This is a genomic window from Pseudomonas sp. CC6-YY-74 (genome assembly GCF_002025205.1).
Classification (GTDB): Bacteria; Pseudomonadota; Gammaproteobacteria; order Pseudomonadales; family Pseudomonadaceae; genus Aquipseudomonas; species Aquipseudomonas paeninsulae.
Map to the genome: position 1 here is coordinate 1,239,215 of NZ_CP019947.1, position 18,542 is coordinate 1,257,756.

General features: G+C 61.0%; 16 protein-coding genes. 5 read left to right on the top strand and 11 right to left on the bottom strand.

Annotated elements, in window-relative coordinates:
* Positions 1–26 precede the first annotated feature (26 nt).
* The 5 genes from B2D37_RS05795 to acnB form a co-directional block, all read right to left on the bottom strand.
* On the bottom strand, positions 27–1,388 hold the full coding sequence (locus tag B2D37_RS05795) for a pyridoxal-dependent decarboxylase (protein ID WP_079201829.1): 1,362 nt from the start codon (positions 1,386–1,388) through the stop codon (positions 27–29).
* A 183-nt stretch (positions 1,389–1,571) separates the two neighbouring features.
* Positions 1,572–2,150, bottom strand: a complete 579-nt coding sequence (locus B2D37_RS05800) for an ANTAR domain-containing response regulator (protein WP_079201830.1) — start codon at positions 2,148–2,150, stop codon at positions 1,572–1,574.
* A 20-nt stretch (positions 2,151–2,170) separates the two neighbouring features.
* Positions 2,171–3,382, bottom strand: coding sequence for a CmpA/NrtA family ABC transporter substrate-binding protein (locus tag B2D37_RS05805; RefSeq protein WP_079201831.1), 1,212 nt, complete (start codon positions 3,380–3,382; stop codon positions 2,171–2,173).
* 200 nt (positions 3,383–3,582) lie between these two features.
* Positions 3,583–3,792, bottom strand: a complete 210-nt coding sequence (locus tag B2D37_RS05810) for a YgdI/YgdR family lipoprotein (protein ID WP_079201832.1) — start codon at positions 3,790–3,792, stop codon at positions 3,583–3,585.
* Positions 3,793–3,935: 143 nt separating this feature from the next.
* Entirely contained in the window at positions 3,936–6,545 is a 2,610-nt protein-coding gene (gene acnB, locus B2D37_RS05815) for a bifunctional aconitate hydratase 2/2-methylisocitrate dehydratase (RefSeq protein WP_079201833.1), read from the bottom strand.
* Between the two features lie 550 nt (positions 6,546–7,095).
* Between acnB and B2D37_RS05820 the strand changes: the two genes are divergently transcribed.
* Positions 7,096–7,572 carry a DUF1289 domain-containing protein gene (locus tag B2D37_RS05820; RefSeq protein ID WP_079201834.1) on the top strand — a complete coding sequence of 159 codons (477 nt, stop codon included), beginning with the start codon at positions 7,096–7,098 and terminating at the stop codon, positions 7,570–7,572.
* A gap of 45 nt (positions 7,573–7,617) precedes the next feature.
* Here B2D37_RS05820 and B2D37_RS05825 read toward each other — a convergent pair whose 3' ends face one another.
* A complete protein-coding gene (locus B2D37_RS05825) occupies positions 7,618–8,526 on the bottom strand; it encodes a universal stress protein (protein ID WP_079201835.1) in 909 nt (302 codons plus the stop codon).
* A 248-nt stretch (positions 8,527–8,774) separates the two neighbouring features.
* Positions 8,775–9,638 carry a universal stress protein gene (locus B2D37_RS05830; protein ID WP_079201836.1) on the bottom strand — a complete coding sequence of 288 codons (864 nt, stop codon included), beginning with the start codon at positions 9,636–9,638 and terminating at the stop codon, positions 8,775–8,777.
* 177 nt (positions 9,639–9,815) lie between these two features.
* On the opposite strand from B2D37_RS05830, the gene B2D37_RS05835 reads away from it, so the two are divergent.
* Entirely contained in the window at positions 9,816–10,418 is a 603-nt protein-coding gene (locus B2D37_RS05835; protein WP_079201837.1) for a tRNA-(ms[2]io[6]A)-hydroxylase, read from the top strand.
* A 31-nt stretch (positions 10,419–10,449) separates the two neighbouring features.
* Here B2D37_RS05835 and B2D37_RS05840 read toward each other — a convergent pair whose 3' ends face one another.
* Positions 10,450–11,649, bottom strand: a complete 1,200-nt coding sequence (locus B2D37_RS05840; protein ID WP_218190371.1) for a nitrate/nitrite transporter — start codon at positions 11,647–11,649, stop codon at positions 10,450–10,452.
* Positions 11,650–11,785: 136 nt separating this feature from the next.
* Here B2D37_RS05840 and B2D37_RS05845 point away from each other — a divergent pair, with 136 nt between their 5' ends.
* Entirely contained in the window at positions 11,786–12,664 is an 879-nt protein-coding gene (locus B2D37_RS05845; protein WP_079201839.1) for a LysR substrate-binding domain-containing protein, read from the top strand.
* 17 nt (positions 12,665–12,681) lie between these two features.
* Here B2D37_RS05845 and lpxH read toward each other — a convergent pair whose 3' ends face one another.
* Together lpxH and B2D37_RS05855 are read right to left on the bottom strand one after the other, a co-directional pair.
* Positions 12,682–13,404 carry a UDP-2,3-diacylglucosamine diphosphatase gene (lpxH, locus tag B2D37_RS05850; protein WP_079201840.1) on the bottom strand — a complete coding sequence of 241 codons (723 nt, stop codon included), beginning with the start codon at positions 13,402–13,404 and terminating at the stop codon, positions 12,682–12,684.
* Positions 13,401–13,895 (bottom strand): peptidylprolyl isomerase, encoded by a 495-nt coding sequence (locus B2D37_RS05855; RefSeq protein ID WP_079201841.1) that lies wholly within the window; start codon positions 13,893–13,895, stop codon positions 13,401–13,403. Before B2D37_RS05855 ends, lpxH begins: the two co-directional genes overlap by 4 nt.
* Before the next feature lie 186 nt (positions 13,896–14,081).
* Here B2D37_RS05855 and B2D37_RS05860 point away from each other — a divergent pair, with 186 nt between their 5' ends.
* Together B2D37_RS05860 and cysS are read left to right on the top strand one after the other, a co-directional pair.
* Positions 14,082–15,746, top strand: coding sequence for a glutamine--tRNA ligase/YqeY domain fusion protein (locus B2D37_RS05860; RefSeq protein WP_079201842.1), 1,665 nt, complete (start codon positions 14,082–14,084; stop codon positions 15,744–15,746).
* A gap of 63 nt (positions 15,747–15,809) precedes the next feature.
* Positions 15,810–17,192: a cysteine--tRNA ligase gene (cysS, locus tag B2D37_RS05865; RefSeq protein ID WP_079201843.1), complete on the top strand. Its 1,383-nt coding sequence runs from the start codon at positions 15,810–15,812 to the stop codon at positions 17,190–17,192.
* 415 nt (positions 17,193–17,607) lie between these two features.
* Here cysS and B2D37_RS05870 read toward each other — a convergent pair whose 3' ends face one another.
* Entirely contained in the window at positions 17,608–18,366 is a 759-nt protein-coding gene (locus B2D37_RS05870) for a polysaccharide deacetylase family protein (RefSeq protein ID WP_371915429.1), read from the bottom strand.
* Between the last annotated feature and the right edge of the window lie 176 nt (positions 18,367–18,542).

Genomic DNA, 18,542 nt, shown 5'->3' on the forward strand with positions numbered 1-18,542 from the left:
ATGGGCGTCACTGTGTTCAAGCCCTCTTATGCAAGCTGCCTTTTCAGGCGCAGCAACAGGTCTGCCAGCAGCGCGATATCGGCGTCGGTGGTGCGCCAAGAGCTGATGCTCAGGCGAAAGGCCGGGCGACCTTGCCAGACGGTCGGGCCGAACCAGACGAGACCAGATTGCTGGGCCGCCAGGCGAATCGCCAGGGTCTGTTCGTCGCTGTCGGCGCGCACCAGCACCTGATTGAGTACCACCCGGTTAAGCACCTGATAGCCAGCGGCGCGCAATGCATCGGCCAGTTGGCCGGCCTGGCGGATATGCTGGTCGATCATCTCGCGCAAGCCGTCGCGGCCCATGGAGGACAGCGCAGCCCAGATCGGGATGCCGCGGGCACGGCGGGAGAATTCCAGGTTGAGGTTCTTTTGCGCATCCTTGGACGCGCTGGCATATACCGCATCGCTGTTCATCGCGCTGGCCAGGGCATCGGCGTCGCGACAGATGGCCATGGCGCCATCGTAGGGGGTGTTCAGCCATTTGTGCCCGTCGGTGGTCCAACTGTCGGCCAGCTCGACGCCTGCGGCTAGGTGCGCCGATGAGGAGGCGCGCGCCCAGAGGCCGAAGGCGCCGTCGACATGCACCCAGGCGCCGGCGGCCTTGGCGGTGGGGATCAACGCCGTAAAGAGGTCGAACTCCCCGGTATTCACTTCGCCGGCCTGCAGGCAGAGGATGCTCAGTTCGTCCAGCGCGGGAAGTTGTCCAGGGTCGATGCGCCCGTGCGCGTCGGTGGCCGCGATCTTTAAGCGCTTGACGCCGAAGCCGAGGATGCGCAGGGCCTTGATGACCGTGACATGGCAGGTGGCCGACACCACCACCTGCACCGTCGGCGCACCGTTCAGGCCGTCTTCATCGAAGTTCCAGCCATTGCGTGCCAGCAAGGCGCGACGGGCCGCGCTCAGGCAGGCCAAGGTGCAGGCCGTGGCGCTGGTGCCAAAGCCCACCGCGCTGTCTCGGGGCAGGCCGAGCAGCTCGGTGACCCAGCGCCCGGCGATACGTTCCAGGCAGTCGGCCACCGGTGAGTTATCGAAGGAGGAGGCGCATTGATCCCAGGCCAGCACCATGCGCTCCGCAGCGGCGGCGGCGGGCAGGGTGGCACCGATGACGAAACCGAAATAGCGCGGGCCGTTGGAGGCGACTGTGGCGGGCGAGCCGCGTTCATCCAGCTGCTGGAGCACCTGGCCGGCGGGGTAGCCCTGGTCTGGCAGGCTCCGCTCGAAGGCCTGCAGTCCGGCAATGGCTGAGGCGGAGGGAAACGCCGGGCGCTCGGCAATGCCGTCGAAGTAGTTGAGGGCGCGCTGGTCGGCATCCACCAGGAGCTGGCGTTCTTCGCAAGGGTTGTTCATGGGCGGCTCGCAGTAGGCAAAGGTCTTATCTACTTTAGCCAGCCGCAGCCCTTAACAGCAGGCACACTCGCTCGGTGTTGCCGCCGTACAGTGGTGTGGCGAAAGCCTCGACGAGCCGAACAGCGGCTCGTCGAGCGGTACAGTTCTGCAGGCGTACAGCGGGGGCGAAAGGTTGCCCGGCTATCAGTTACCGAGCATGTCGTGCATGGCGATGATCTGTTCGGCGACTTGGAGCAGTTTCTGCTGACGACTCATGGCCTGGCGGCGCATCAGGGTGTAGGCCTCTTCCTCGTTGCAACTTTTCATCTTCATCAGCAGGCCTTTGGCCAGCTCGATGCGTTTGCGCTCGGCCAGCTGCGCGTCGCGGGCCTGCAGTTGTGCGCGCAGCGCCTGATCACTCTCGAAGCGGGCCATGGCCACGTCGAGTATCGGTTGCAGGCGTTGAGCGTGGATGCCTTCGACGATATAGGCACTGACCCCAGACTGAATGGCCTGGCGCATTACGCCAGGGTCGTGTTCGTCGGTGAACATGACGATCGGGCGCGGCTGATCACGGCTGACCAGTACCACTTGCTCCATCACGTCACGACTGGGGGATTCGGTGTCGATCAGGATCACATCGGGGCGTACCGCCTCGACGCGTTCGGGCAGGTCGATGGTCAAGCCGGATTCGTCGATCACTTCGAAACCGGCTTCGATCAGCGCGGCTTTCAGGCGACCGACCTTCTTCGGGGTGTCGTTGATCAATAGGATGCGCAGCATAGGGGTGATTCTCCGGGCAATTACAGGGCGACAACGTCGCTATCGACCAAGGCGTGGAGGTTAAAGCTGCGGGCATAGCCAGCCGGATCTGAGCCATCCCAAGTCTTGCCATCGAGCAACGTAGCGCTGCGTTGTTCGGTCGGCACCCTGATATTCAAAGCCTCCGCCGCTTGGCGGTAGAGGTCAAGCTGTTGTACCTGGCGGGCGATACCGAGGTAATCGGGGTCGTCGCGCAGCAGGCCCCAGCGGCGAAACTGGGTCATGAACCACATGCCGTCGGAGAGGTAGGGCATGTTGACTGCGCCGTCGGCGTGAAAGCGCAGCGGGTGCGGGTCCAGCCAGGCATGGCCAAGACCATCCTGATACTGGCCGAGGAAGCGCGGCTGAATGGCGCTCAGAGGCGCATCCACATAGTCATTGCCGCTGAGCAATTGCGCGGTGCTGCGCTTGTTCTCTTCGTTCTCGTCGATGAAGCGGCTGGCCTCCAGCACGGCCATCACCAAGGCGCGGGCGGTATTGGGATGTTGCTCGACAAAGGCGCGGGTACAGCCGAGGACCTTTTCCGGGTGGTCGGGCCAGATCGACTGGGTAGTGGCCAGGGTGAATCCGAGGTTTTCATCGACCGCCTGGGCACACCAAGGCTCGCCCGCGCAGAAGCCGTCGATGCGCCGGGCTTTGAGATGAGCGACCATCTGTGGCGGTGGCACCACCACGCTATCGACATCGTTGAGTGGGTGAATGCCCTGACTGGCCAGCCAGTAGTAGAGCCACATGGCATGGGTGCCGGTGGGTAGCGTCTGAGCGAAGGTCAGTCTTGCGCCTTTTTGGTGCGCGTGCAGATTTAGTGCGTCGCTTGTGGTCACACCAGCGAATTGCAGTGCATGTGACAGGTTGATGCTCTGACCGTTCTGGTTCAGGCCCATCAACACCGCCATGTCGGTAGCCGGCGCGCCGCCAAGGCCAAGCTGCACGCCATAAATCAGGCCATAAAGGCTGTGCGCGGCATCTAGCTCGCCACTGAGCAGTTTGTCGCGCAGGCTTGCCCAGGACGCCTGGCGCTGCAGGTTGATGGTTAACCCATATTTCTCGGCGAAGCCCTGGGTGGCGGCGACAATCACCGACGCGGCATCAGTCAGGGCCATAAAGCCCACGTTCAGTACGCGCTTTTCCGGAGCCTCGCTGCCGGCAGGCCAGGCCTGTGTATCGATACGGCTGTGTGTATGCTCGCTCATGGCGCTTTTCCCAGATCAACACAAAAAGGTGCCGCACCAAGCTGCATGACCCAGCGATTGGAGCGACACCATTGTCTATTCAGCCGTTGGAAGGGCTCTGTTACCTGGGGTTAAGCAAGTGATATGCCAGTACCCGAGATGTGCTGGCGGAACTGTGGCTGGCGTACGGCAATGCTATGGCCGCTATGAGCAAACCGCGCTCAACGTTCGAGCATCTGCTTGATGTTGCTTTGCGGGATCTGCTGCTCGCGGCCTTCGCTGTCGGTGAACTCGCTCATGCCGGTGTCTTTATCCAGGCGAGGCTTGCCATCGCTGGTCAGCATCTGGCCATCGCTGGTGGTGATGCTGTATTCGCTGCTGCAGCCGGCCAGGGCGAAAGCGCATACAGCCGCGATAAGCCAGATTTTCATGAATGGCTTCGTATGCTGGGAGTGAGGCCGCTGTTACCCCCGCTTGAAAAAGGTAGTTGCTGGGCATCACCTGCAAGGGCTTCAGAAAAGAAAAAGCCCCGCACGATGGCGGGCTCTTCTTGCTGCGTTGTTGCGTTGTTGCGTTAGGCTTGAACGACCGGGATATTGGCGTTCGCTGCAGCTTCACGGAACTCGGCGATCTGGTCGAAACTCAGGTAGCGATAGACATCGGCTGCCATGGTGTCGATTTCCTTCGCGTAGACCATGTACTCCTCGACGGTCGGCAGTTTGCCGGTGATCGCCGCAACCGCAGCCAACTCGGCCGAAGCCAGGTAGACGTTGGCACCATCGCCCAGACGGTTGGGGAAGTTACGGGTCGACGTCGATACCACGGTGGAGTTCGCCTCAACGCGTGCCTGGTTACCCATGCACAGCGAGCAGCCAGGCATTTCCAGACGCGCACCGGCTTTGCCGTAGATCTCGTAGTAGCCTTCTTCGGTGAGCTGATGCTGGTCCATCTTGGTCGGCGGCGACAGCCACAGGCGTGTCGGCAGGGAGCCTTCGACTTTTTCCAGCAACTTGCCGGCTGCGCGGAAGTGACCAATGTTGGTCATGCACGAGCCGATGAACACTTCGTCGATCTTTTCGCCTTGAACGCTGGACAGCAGACGGGCGTCGTCCGGGTCGTTCGGGGCGCAGAGGACCGGCTCGTTGATATCGGCCAGATCGATTTCGATGATCTCGGCGTACTCGGCATCCTTGTCGGCAGTCATCAGCTTAGGATCGGCCAACCAGGCTTCCATCGCCTGAGCGCGACGTTCCATGGTGCGTGCATCGCCGTAGCCTTCGCTGATCATCCAGCGCAGCAGGGTGATGTTCGAACGCAGGTACTCGGCGATGGCTTTTTCCGGCAGCTTGATGGTGCAACCAGCAGCCGAACGCTCGGCCGAGGCGTCGGACAGTTCGAACGCTTGCTCTACAGTCAGCTCGTCCAGGCCTTCGATCTCGAGGATGCGGCCGGAGAAGGCGTTGATCTTGCCTTTCTTCTCGACGGTCAGCAGGCCTTTCTGGATGGCTGCGTAAGGAATGGCATGCACCAGGTCACGCAGGGTGATGCCCGGTTGCAGCTTACCTTTGAAGCGCACCAGGATGGACTCTGGCATGTCCAGCGGCATGACGCCGGTGGCTGCGGCGAAGGCTACCAGGCCAGAACCGGCCGGGAAGGAGATGCCCATCGGGAAGCGGGTGTGCGAGTCACCACCGGTACCGACGGTGTCCGGCAGCAGCATGCGGTTCAACCAGCTGTGGATGATGCCGTCGCCAGGACGCAGGGACACGCCGCCACGGGTGCGGATGAAGTCCGGCAGGGTGTGGTGGGTGGTCACGTCGATCGGCTTCGGGTAAGCCGCGGTGTGGCAGAACGACTGCATGACCAGGTCGGCGGAGAAGCCCAGGCAAGCCAGGTCTTTCAGCTCGTCACGGGTCATCGGGCCAGTGGTGTCCTGGGAACCGACGGTGGTCATCTTCGGTTCGCAGTAGGTGCCAGGGCGTACACCTTGACCTTCAGCCAGACCGCAGGCTTTGCCGACCATCTTCTGCGCCAGGGTAAAGCCCTTGGTGCTGACAGCCGGAGGCTCAGGCAGTTTGAACAGGTCGGTTGGGCCCAGGCCGAGTTCGGCACGGGCTTTCTCGGTCAGGCCACGGCCGATGATCAGCGGGATACGGCCGCCAGCGCGAACTTCGTCGAGCAGTACCGGGGTCTTCATCTCGAAGTTGGTGAGAACCTCGTCAGTACCGTGCTTGCAGACTTTGCCCGCATGCGGGTACAGGTCGATCACGTCGCCCATGTGCATGTTCGATACATCGAACTCGATCGGCAGAGCGCCGGCGTCTTCCATGGTGTTGTAGAAGATCGGAGCAATCTTGTTGCCGAAGCAGAAACCGCCAGCGCGCTTGTTTGGCACGTTCGGTACGTCGTCGCCGAAGAACCACAGCACCGAGTTGGTGGCGGATTTGCGCGAGGAGCCGGTACCGACCACGTCACCCACATAAGCGATAGGGAAGCCTTCGCCACGCATGGTTTCGATTTGCTGCATCGGGCCAGTGACGCCTTGCTCGTCCGGCACGATGCCGTCACGGGCCATTTTCAGCATGGCCAGGGCGTGCAGCGGGATATCCGGGCGCGACCAGGCATCAGGCGCAGGGGAGAGGTCGTCGGTGTTGGTTTCGCCGGTGACCTTGAATACGCGCAGGCTGATCTTGTCGGCCAGGGTCGGGCGGTTCTTGAACCACTCGCCATCGGCCCAGGACTGCAGTACGCCTTGAGCGAGAGCGTTGCCGTTCTTGGCTTTTTCCGCGACGTCATGGAAGGCGTCGAACATCAGCAGGGTGTGCTTTAGTTGGGCGGCAGTTGTAGCCGCCAGTTCGCTGTCGTCGAGCAACTCAACCAGGGTGGCAATGTTGTAGCCGCCCTGCATGGTGCCGAGCAGTTCGACGGCGTGTTGCTTGTCGATCAGCGGGGAAGAGGCTTCGCCTTTGGCGACGGCAGAGAGGAAGCCGGCCTTGACGTAGGCGGCTTCGTCCACGCCTGGCGGTACGCGGTTGGTGATCAGGTCGAGGAGAAAGGCGTCTTCGCCAACCGGCGGGTTCTTCAGCAGCTCGATCAGGCCTGCGGTTTGTTCGGCGTTCAGCGGCTGGGGCACGATACCCTGAGCGGCACGCTCTGCTACGTGTATGCGATAGGCTTCAAGCACAGTTATTACCCTCATCAGTGGTCCCAAAGGGTTGTCCGGGACGCGATCCAGAAAACCCTGAACCAGGCGCTTCGTGGCTTTATGGGCCCCTCAGCCGAGGTTTCAGAGGTTTCTTGCAGAAGCTGTTTTCAAAGTTTTACGCCGGCAGGACGGTTTGATGAGGGCTGACGCAGACACTTGAACGGGCGTTCCAAGGGCCTGCGTCAACATCGTACCTGCAGGATCGACTGTGCTCGTGACGCTTTGAAAACAGCTTCCAACGGACATTGGTGCCTATAAAAGGCGGGCCGATTCTACTGGAAAGCGTTGATAAAGTTAAGCTAAAGCCCCGCGGCGAGCAGGCTAGGTAAATTGCTTATCTGCAAAGGGGAGATGTAGAGATCGTCGGTGAAAAGCCGAGCTTCCCTAGGGTTAAGGTGACTATCCGCTCGTTTATCCATGCTGCAAGCAAGCGCGCGGTGGTTTTCATCGGGTCTGTCGACAGGGGTGAACTGACTTAGACAAAGGGCTAACATGCCTGCCTTTCCGCCAGTATGTATCCATCCTTACCATGTCCAATCAGCGCATCAAGACCCCGTGCGTCGGCCTTTGCTCCACTGTCTACGGTGACGTGGTGTGCCGTGGCTGCAAGCGCTTTCACCATGAAGTGATTAACTGGAACAGCTATAGCGACGAGGAAAAATACGCGGTCTGGCTGCGCCTCGAGGTGTTGTTGGTGCAGGTGATGACGGCAAAGCTGGAAGTCTTCGATGCTGCGCGCCTGCGCAGCCAGTTGGAGCAACGGAAAATTCGTTTCGTACCGCATCAGTCGCCTTATTGCTGGGCATACCAGCTAATTGCCCGCGGCGCACGAGCGATCAATCAGCTGGACGCTTACGGCATGGTGTTACTGCCCGAGTTTCGCGACTGGACCCTTCCCGAGTTGCGTGATGCCATCGATCGCGAATTTTTCCTGCTCTCCGAGGCGCACTACGAGCGCTACATCGCGCCGAAGTTCATGCGCGAGGGCTTGCAGCCGCGCCTCTGATGATTGCCTAGAGCCAAGGGGCAGTCTGCAAACAGAATTGGTTGTTCACTGCGAAACCCTGTGGATGGCCTCGCTCGGTGCTTGCTGGAATTCCTCGTAGGGCTCCAGTAAATGGACTGCGTGGTCGTGAGGCTTCAGAACCAGTAGATCGCTGTCGAGGCGGTCGAGTATCGCTTCGGCCGTATTGCCTATCAGCATTCCAGCAAGACCATTGCGTGCGACGGTGCCAATGACGGTGACGGCGATCTCCAGTTGATGGGCGATTTGCAGGATTAGCGCCTTGGCAGGCCCTTCGCCAATGTGCAGCTGATAATCGTGGAGCTGATATTCCTCTTTGAACCAGCGGCTTGCCTCGAGACAGTGGGCCGCCTGGCCGTCGTAGCGAGGCGCGCTGGAGTCAGCTGCGGAAAAGAGTGTTGCCGGGTAGGCACTGACCGCATGGGTGGAGCCGCCGATCAATGCGGCGAGATCGACTGCATGGCCCATGATGCTGCCTTGCAGATCACGATGCTGGTTCTCGGCGTTTTCTATATCCATGGCAGCCAGCACCCGGCCGCCATTCCAGGGCCGCGCGGTCTTGGTCAGCAATACCGGAACCGGGGATTGACGAAGCAGCCGCCAATCCTCAGGAATGACCAGGTGCTTGGTCCACAGGCTATCGGGGTAATGCTGCTTGATCAGCAAGTCGCAAGAGTGGGTTTGAAGGGTGGTGAGAATTGCGTCTGTTGGTTGCGAATGGTCGCAGTTGATCTGTTGCGTGGAGACAACAAAGCCCTCACCGCTGAGCTGTTTGCTAAGGTGCCGGAGGAACGGTGCATGCTCGCGCTGGTTGTCACAAAGCACTAAGTGGATTTCTGCGTGAATACCCGTGGCGATGTGCTTGGCGCGTCTCAATGGAAGGCTGTCGGGTTGCTCGGGATTGAGCACCACCAGGATGCGGCGAATGCTATGCATGGCTATCTCCCAGACGATTCGATCTACACCACAGTGATTGTGATAGAGGCCGACCTCATGATGCCGTGCAATGTGGGAGGTACTGCGAGCCTGAGTGCAACCTAAGCAGCATGGTAGATACTCAGCACTTTTTCCTTGCCGTATGTCGGCTGGTTGCAGGGCCGCCGCCAAGCGGTGCTAGTGCCGTTGCACTCGCGCAGGTGGGCGGCAGGCAGCAAGCCGCCTGCAGGCGGCTTGGGTGGTGGGGGTCAGTGCTGTGCCACCAGTTCTTCCAGGTGGGCGATGATGTCGTCGGGCTTAAGCACTAGGACGTCACAATCCAGCGCGTCAAGGATCACCTCGGCAGTGTTGCCGATCAGCGCCCCGGACAGTCCGGTGCGCGCCACTGTGCCGATCACGGTCACGGCGGCATTCAGTTGATGAGCGATTTGCGGAATCAGCGCATCGGCCGGGCCTTCGGCGATATGCAGGCGCTCCTCGGCAATGTCGTATTCGGCCTGGAAGGCTTTGCACTGCTCGCGATAACGCGCCTCGATGGTCTCTTTCAGCTGGAAGGTCGGGTCTGCGGCCGACAGCATCGGCGCAGGATGGGCGCTGATTACATGCAGGCTGGCCTTGGCCAGCGCGGCAATGTCGTAGCCGTAGTTGATGATGCTGTTGTGCAGGGTACGGTGTTCACCGTCGGCGTTACCGACATCGACCGCTGCGAGTATGGTGCCGCCAGTCCAGGATTTGTCGGTTTTCACCATCAGCACCGGGGCCGGGCAATAACGCAGCAGTTTCCAGTCGTCTGGAGTGAGCAGGGCTTTTTTCAGCGGGTTGTCGGGAAAGTGCTGCTTGATCACCAGGCCGCAACCTTCGGCCTGCTGCACGCTGATGATGGTCTGGTGCAGGTTTTCATGCCAAGCCTGCTGGCTGGAGGTGGTGTATCCCTCTTTATCGAGCGTGGCGCACAGGTCACTGAGATAAGTCGAGTGGTCATGCTTCTTGCCGCAGACCAGCAAGTGCAGGTGCGATTGCGTCACGCCAGCAATCAATTTGGCCCGCTTGAGTGCCAAGCCTTCGGGTCGCTCTGGTTCCATGACGACTAAAATGTTGCGAATGGCTTGCATGTTCGTCTCCGTCCGAAGTGGGTTGTGACTCGTAACAATTAACTATAGGCACAGCATAGATGCAGCAACAGTGCTGTGTTGTTGACCGGTATCAACTGACCGGCTGGTCGCGCGCCGCTTCATTCGTATAATGGCCGGCCCGATTCGCCGGTTACCACCACCCACTGTCGTGAGCCTATGCAACTGTTACCAGAAATCGAAGCCTTCCTGTTGTGCCCAACCCCCGATGCCTGGATTGCCCAAGCCTTGCAGAATCAGGACGTGATGCTGATAGATCACGCCAATTGCGAGAAGAAGGCCGCATCTACCGCGCTGACGCTGCTTTTCCGCTATATCGAGAAGGCCGATTTGCAGCACAACCTGTCGCGTTTGGCCCGTGAAGAGTTGCGGCATTTCGAGCAGGTCGCAGCATTGATGAAGAAGCGCGGCATTGTCTATCGACCGGTCAGTGCCGCCCTGTATGCCCAGCGCTTGCACAAGAATATGCGCACCAGCGAACCGCACAAACTGGTGGACACCCTGATCGTCGGGGCTTTTATCGAGGCGCGATCCTGTGAGCGGTTCTTTCGCCTGGCACCGCACTTGGACGAGGAGCTGGGGCAGTTCTACCGATCCTTGCTCAAGTCCGAGGCGCGGCATTACCAGGGTTACCTGAAGATGGCGCGCGATTATGCGGCGGGGCCAATCGATGAGCGGGTGGCTTTCTTCGCCGAGGTCGAGCGCGAGGCGATACTCACGCCGGACACGGAATTTCGCTTTCACAGTGGCGCGGCCGCCTAAGTCACCCTGAAAGCGCTGCGGTTTCTGCTACTCAGCAGGCATCGGCCGTTGCTGGGTTCGCCGCCAGCGCCTTGCGATTGCTGCGCAGGATGACGATTGCCAGGGCCACCAGCAGCAAGGAAGCGCCGGTCAGCACGAGGAAAACGCTTTGCAATGAGCCGGTTGTTTCGCGGATATACCCGGCCAGCAGGTTGCCCAGCGTGCCGCCCAGGCCGAAGGTGACCATGCAGATGCCGCTGATCTGCATGGTAGCGGTCGACGAATAGTGCTGGTTGACCCAGCCGGCGACGATGCCCCACATCGGGAAGTACATCAGGCCGTAACCGAAGCCGGCAATCAGGGCGTATCTGCCTGGATCATAGACAAATGCCAGCAGGCCCAAGGCGAAGCCGCTGAAAATCACCATCAATGCCGTGCCATGCCCTCTACGATCGGCCAGCTTGCCGGTGATGAAACCGGCGACCATGCCGGTGCCGCCGACCGTCGCCCAGGTGAAGCCGCCGAGTGCGGCGGGCAGCATGAGTTCATCCAGGTAGCTATTGAGCCAGTAGGAGAACGGCATGGTGGTAAAGCCCACCAGCAGGCAGATCAGGCAAGCAAACAGCGCGGTGCGCTCGCCGATGATGGTGGCGAACAGCCTGGAGGTCGGGATTACCGCCTCGCGCCGGTCCAGCTGGCTGACGGGCAGGCTCTCGAGGTTGCGCAGCAGATGCCAGGTGAAGCCGACCACCAGGGCGCCGAACAGACCGGCGACCTGCCAGCTCCTTTGCCAGCCGAGCATCGGCACCACAAGCAGGATCAGCAGGCCGTTGAGGGCATAGCCCCAAGCCGTGCCGCTAGAGGCGCATGACAGATAGGTCGAGCGCAGTTCGGGGCGGGCGCAGCGGCTGAGGATCTCGACGATACAGCCCCAGCTGATCGCCGCGCTGGCGGCCAGGCAGGTCAGGACCAGGGTGATCAGCGTGGGATCGTGCAATTGCGCCATGGTCAGCAGCAGGCTGCTGCTGGTGATGCCGGTCAGCAAGGCCAGTCGCCCCGTGCCGAGGCGGTGGCCGAGCACGCCGAGGAGCATGGCCCCGGCCAGGTAGGCCAGCTGGGTCAGGGCGCCGATGGTTGCCAATTGCCAGTTGCTGATGTCGATGGACTCGCGCATGTAGGGCATCAGAGCGGCGAACAGGAACATGCCAAAACCGTGGCTGACGATCTGGTTCATGCCAAACGTGATGGGCATTCGCATCGTTCGTGCTCCGTGACAGTGCTCGGGAATCCATATGGGGCAAGCTGGATGCTGGCTAACATATAGGCTTGCCAGCGTTCAGAAAAACGATAAATATTGATCATCACTTTCAATAAGGTTGAATTCTGCCATGCGCGATCTACCGATCGTTTTGTTGCGCACCTTCGTCGTGGTCGCCGAGACGTTGAACCTGACCACTGCGGCCACGCGTCTGCATCGTGCGCCTTCGACCATCAGCATGCAGCTCACGCGGCTGGAAGGACTGGTCACGGCCGAACTGCTACAGCGTGGCCAGTACGGGGTCAGGCTGACGCCGGCCGGGGAGCAGCTGAAATCCTGTGCCCAGCAGCTGCTCAACTTGCATGACCGTATCCTCGGTAGTTTCCAGCACGCCGATGTGGGCGGGCGGGTACGGTTTGGCACTCATGACCAATACGCGACACGCAGTCTTCCCTCTCTGTTGGAGGCCTTCGTGCTCAGCTACCCAGAGGCCAGCCTGGAGGTGGTCTGCGATCATCGGCCCTATCATCTGGCGTCGCTGGTGGCCGAGGGCAAGTTGGACCTGGCCCTGGTTGAGATGCCGGCCTTGTCGGATGGCGGGCAGCGCTTGTTTCGCGACGAACTGGTCTGGGTGCGCAACGAGGCGCATTCGACCCACCAGCGCGAGCCGCTGCCGCTGGCGGTATTCGTCGAGGGCTGCTTCCACCGTGATTCGGCGCACAAAGCTCTGGCCGACGCGCAGATCCCGTACCGGATCGCTTTCACCAGTCAGAGCCGGGCTGGCGTCCTGGCGGCCGTACGTGCGGGGATCGGTGTGGGCATCATTCCCCGTTCGACCCTGGAGCCGGGTCTACACGTTATCGAAGAAGGGCTGCCGTCCCTGCCGGGTACGGATATCACCCTGTTCGTCGCTGATCAGGTCAACGAGGCGACTCAACGCCTGGCGCAAACCATCGAGGCAAGCCCGCAATACCGACGCTATGAGCAGCTGTCGCCGTTGCAGCGCTAAGCCAGCAGCGGCGGTGATCAGCTGAGCGAGAAGGGTGCCAGTTGCCAGTCTTGGCCATCGATCTGCAAGGCCCAGCCTTGACTGTCCCAGTCGCCCAGGACAATCCGCCTGGCGGGCTGACCTGCCACTTGCAGTGGGTGTATCGCAGGGCGGTGAGTGTGGCCGTGAATCAGCGTGCGCACGCCATGGGCAGCCATGACCCGCGGCACTTCTGCCAGGGTGACATCGACGATGTCGCTGGCTTTCATGCGGTTTTGCGCGCGGCTTTCATTGCGCAGTTTGCGCGCCAGCTTGCGTCGGGTGGCCAGCGGCAGGTTGCGCAGGATCAACAGCGACAGCGGGTTGCGTAGCCAGCGGCGCAGGCGCATATAGGCCGCGTCCTGGGTGCAGAGGCTGTCGCCGTGCATCAACAGGACTTTCTCCCCGCCCAGTTCGACCAGGCTGGGATCGCTGAGCAGGGTGCAGCCGGCTTCGCGGCAGAACACCTTGCCGAGCATGAAGTCGCGATTGCCATGCATCAGGTAGATGCGCGTGCCGCTGTCGCTCAGTTGGCGCAGGGCCTGGGCAATCGAACGTTGAAAGGGGCTCATGGCGTCATCGCCAATCCAGACTTCGAAGAAGTCGCCGAGGATATACAGCGCTTCTGCCTGAGGCGCACGAGTCTCGAGAAAATGCAGAAACGCCCGGCTGATATCCGGGCGCTCCTGTTCAAGGTGCAGATCGGAGATCAGTAGAATCACTCAACGATCTCGGCACGCTCGATGATCACGTCGTCGACCGGCACGTCCTGATGACCGGACTTCATGGTAGTGGCAACACCCTTGATTTTTTCGACCACGTCCATGCCTTCGACCACTTCAGCGAATACCGCATAGCCCCAGCCTTGTACGGTTGGTGCGCTGTGGTTGAGGAAGCTGTTGTCGCCGACGTTGATGAAGAACTGCGCGGAGGCCGAATGCGGCTCCATGGTGCGGGCCATGGCCACGGTACCGATCTTGTTGAGCAAGCCATTGTTGGCTTCGTTCTTGATGGTCGCGCGGGTGGTTTTCTGCTTCATGCCCGGCTCGAAACCGCCACCTTGCACCATAAAGTTGCTGATCACGCGGTGGAAGATGGTGCCGTCGTAATGACCTTCCTTCGCGTATTGCTTGAAGTTGGCCACGGTTTCCGGCGCTTTATCTTCGAACAGCTTGAGGGTGATGACGCCGTGGTTGGTGTGCAGCTTGATCATAGGTAATCGCTCTGTCGAGAAATCCACAAGCTTGCTCAATATCCGTTGCTGACGCCGCGTTAGCGCTGTGCGGTGGATAGAGAACGGGCTCGTGGGCCTGTCAGGGGGTTGACAGCTTCGGCTATGATAAGCGCTTTGTTTTAGTCGGCCTACCCTGTGCCGCGAACCTGCATGATCAAGGACCCCATGAGCAAGCCAGAGATTGTCGCCGCTTCGAACTTTCTTCGTCCCATCGTCCAGGCCGATCTGGATGCCGGCAAGCATACGAAGATCATCACTCGTTTTCCGCCGGAGCCCAACGGCTACCTGCATATCGGCCATGCCAAGTCGATCTGCCTGAACTTCGGCCTGGCCAAGGAGTTTGGCGGCGAGTGCAACCTGCGCTTCGACGACACCAACCCGGCCAAGGAAGACCAGGAATACATTGACGCGATCAAGAGCGACCTGCAGTGGCTGGGCTTCCAGTGGGCCGGCGAGGAGCGTTACGCCTCCAACTACTTCGACCAGTTGCATGACTGGGCCGTCGAGCTGATCAAGGCCGGCAAGGCCTACGTCTGTGACCTGTCGCCGGATGAGGCGCGCCAGTACCGCGGCAATCTGACTGAACCGGGCAAAAACAGCCCGTTCCGCGAGCGCTCGGTGGAGGAAAACCTCGATTTGTTCGCCCGCATGAAGGCCGGTGAGTTCCCTGATGGCGCTCGTGCCTTGCGCGCGAAGATCGATATGGCCTCGCCGAACATGAACCTACGCGACCCGATCCTCTACCGCATTCGCCATGCTCATCACCATCAGACCGGCGACAAGTGGTGCATCTACCCGAACTATGACTTTACCCATGGCCAGTCGGACGCCATCGAAGGTATTACCCACTCGATCTGCACCCTGGAATTCGAGGATCACCGTCCGCTCTACGACTGGTTCCTCGACAACCTGCCGGTGCCGGCCAAGCCGCGCCAGTACGAATTCGCCCGTCTCAACTTGAACTACACCATCACCAGCAAACGCCGGCTCAAGCAGTTGGTCGATGAAGGTCATGTGCATGGCTGGGACGATCCGCGCATGTCGACCCTCAGTGGCTACCGCCGTCGCGGCTACACCCCGGGTTCGATCCGGACCTTCTGCGACATGCTCGGCGTCAACCGCGCCGGCGGTCTGGTAGATATTGGCATGCTCGAATTTGCCATTCGCGAAGACCTCGATGCCTCCGCTGCGCGGGCCATGTGCGTATTGCGGCCCTTGAAGGTAGTGATCACCAATTACCCCGAAGGTCAGGTGGAAAACCTCGAGCTGGCGCGCCATCCCAAGCAGGACATGGGCGTACGTCAGCTGCCGTTTGCCCGCGAGATCTATATCGACGCCGGCGACTTCGAAGAAGTCCCGCCCGCCGGTTTCAAGCGCCTGATCCCCGGTGGCGAAGCCCGGCTGCGTGGCAGCTACGTGATCCGCGCCGATGAGGCGATCAAGGATGCCGAGGGCAATATCGTCGAGCTGCGCTGCACCTATGACGAAAATACCCTGGGCAAGAACCCCGAGGGGCGCAAGGTCAAAGGCGTGATCCATTGGGTACCGGCCGCTGCCAGCATCGAGTGCGAAGTGCGCTTGTACGATCGCCTGTTCCGCTCGCCGACCCCAGAAAAGGCAGAAGAGGGCAGCAGCTTCCTCGACAACATCAATCCCGAGTCGCTGCTGGTGCTCAAAGGATGTCGCGCCGAACCGTCGCTGGCCCAGGCCCAGCCTGAGCAGCGCTTCCAGTTCGAGCGTGAGGGCTACTTCTGCGCCGACATCAAGGACAGCAAGCCCGGTGCCCCGGTGTTCAACCGTACCGTGACTCTGCGCGATTCCTGGGCTTAAGGCTCAGGTGCTTTGATTTGAACCGGGCCAGTGCGCTGGCCCGTGGTTTTCCAAGGAATCCCGATGCTCTCGATCTACAACACGCTGACCAAAAACAAAGACGTTTTCAAACCGCTGGTGGACAACCAGGTGCGCCTGTACGTGTGCGGCATGACGGTTTACGACTTCTGTCATATCGGTCATGCGCGGGTGATGGTGGCGTTCGACCTGGTCACCCGCTGGCTGCGCCATCGCGGTTATGAGGTGAGTTACGTGCGCAATATCACCGACATCGACGACAAGATCATCAGGCGCGCCCATGAGAACGGCGAGCCGTTCGAAGCCCTGGTCGAGCGGATGATCGCCGCCATGCATGAAGACGAAGCGCGGCTCAACGTGCTGCGTCCGGATCAGGAACCGCGCGCCACCGAGCATATCGCCGGCATGCACCAGATGATCCAGACCCTGGTCGACAAGGGCTTCGCCTATGCCCCAGGCAATGGCGACGTGTATTACCGGGTCGGCAAGTTCGTCGGTTACGGCAAGCTGTCACGCAAGAAGATCGAAGACCTGAAAGTCGGTGCGCGCATCGAGGTCGACGAAGCCAAGCAGGATCCGCTGGACTTCGTCCTGTGGAAGGGCGTCAAGCCCGGCGAACCGAGCTGGCCGTCGCCCTGGGGCGCGGGCCGTCCGGGCTGGCACATCGAGTGTTCGGTAATGTCCACCTGCTGCCTGGGCGAGACTTTCGACATTCACGGCGGCGGCCCGGACCTGGTGTTTCCGCACCACGAAAACGAGATCGCGCAGAGTGAGGCGGCCACCGGCAAGCTTTACGCCAACGCCTGGATGCACGCCGGCGCGGTGCGCGTGGATGGCGAGAAGATGTCCAAGTCGTTGGGCAACTTCTTCACCATCCGCGAGGTGCTGGAAAAGTACCACCCGGAAGTGGTCCGTTACCTGCTGGTGTCCAGTCACTACCGCAGTCCGATCAACTACTCGGAAGACAGCCTCAAGGAAGCCAAGGGCGCTCTGGAGCGTTTCTACCACGCACTACGCGGCTTGCCAGAGGTGCCGGCAGCCGGCGGTGAAGCCTTCGTCGAGCGTTTCGGCGCGGCCATGGACGATGACTTCAACTCGCCGGAAGCCTGCGCCGTGTTGTTCGAACTGGCGCGTGAGATCAATCGCTTGGGCGAAAGCGATCAACCGGCGGCGGCCGGTCTGGCTGCGCGGTTGAAGGAACTGGCCAGCGTGCTCGGTGTGCTGCAACTGCAACCGGACGCTTTTCTCCAGGCCGGCGCCGCAGGCAAGGTCGATGCCGCAGAGGTCGAGACGCTGATCGCCGCGCGCCTGCAAGCCCGCGCCGAGAAGAACTGGGGTGAATCCGACCGCATCCGCGACCAGCTCACCACCATGGGCGTGGTGCTGGAAGACGGCAAGGGCGGGACCACCTGGCGCTTGGCAGAATAATCGTTTGCCAGATTAGACAGGCCGCTTTCGAGCGGCCTTTTTCTTTTTCGCGGTATGGAGTGGGCCGCGCAGGTTGAGCGAAGCGATAGTCATCCTTGTTCCGGAACATCACCGCGGGTTTTCCCGGCAAGGGCGATGAGCAGTCTTTTTGTCGCCCGGGTTCTACGCAAGCGCGATAGACACCCCATACCTTGGCGAGGGTGTGGGGTTTCTTGCTGATCGGGGATGAGTCTGGCGTGCAGCTACCCCGCAACGCCCTGAATATTTGCGGCTGCTCAAGAGCAGTGCGCTGGCGCTGGCTGGACGCAGGCTTTTGCAGGATCCAGCTGCTGGCGCTGCTGCATGCGAAGGAGGGCGCGGGCACACCCTGCAAAGGTCATCACAATGGCTTGTAGCAGGTCACTGGGAGTCAGTCTCAGTTCCATAGCCAGTTCCATATGCCAGGCAGATGCGCGTACTGCAGCGGGTCGCTCAGGGTGCGCTGCAAGGCTGCACGTTCGAGGGCCGTGCGCTGGTCATAGAAGGGTTTGGCATCAGTGGCGAGCCCTACGTCTACGGCTACATCCAGCAGAATCTGCAGGTACTCCTGCATATGCCGCGCGGTGTAAGTGTTGAGGTCATGGAAGGTCACGACCACCGGGATTACCCCATCCACCACTGGCATGCGGTCGGCGTGGATCTGAGTCGCTATCAGTGCGAGTTGCTCGCGCAGGTTGCTGCGTCGGCGCAGGCTGCCGTTGATGCCCCAGGTCTTGCCGTCGTTGGCGCTCAGGTCGGTCAGCAGCAAATGCAGGCCATGCGCCTGGTAGGCGGCAAAGGTGCGCGGGTTGTAGTTCCAGAACGGTGGCCGGACCAAACGCGGCGGCTTGCCACTGATGGCGCTGAGGTCGGCCACGCCATCGCGTAGCGACTGTTCCAGTTCGGCCAGGCTGAGGAAGCGGTGATTGGAGTGCCTAGGTGTGGCGGTGTGAAAACCCAGCAAGTGACCGTCTTTCTGCTGGCGGCGCAGCAATGCCTGCCCTTGAGCGCTGCCGCCAGCGTAAGGCGCGCGCGTCTGGATAAAGAACAGCGCCTTGATTCCGGGCTGAATGGGGTTGTCTGCCAGGGCGTCGAGAATCTGTCGGGTAGGGTTGAGCTCCAGGCTGCCACTCGGGCCGTCGTCGAAGCTAAGCAAAAAGCGTATCGGCGCAATCTCGGGTGATGGCTGGGGAGGCGGCGCGCTGACGCAGGCACTCAACAGAACCAGGGCCGTTATCGCCCAGCCCCATGTACGTAGCTTTCGTGCGGCTCGGCAAAATGATGCCGATGCTCGTAAAGCGGCGACTGTAGGGCGCAATGGGAAACTCATCG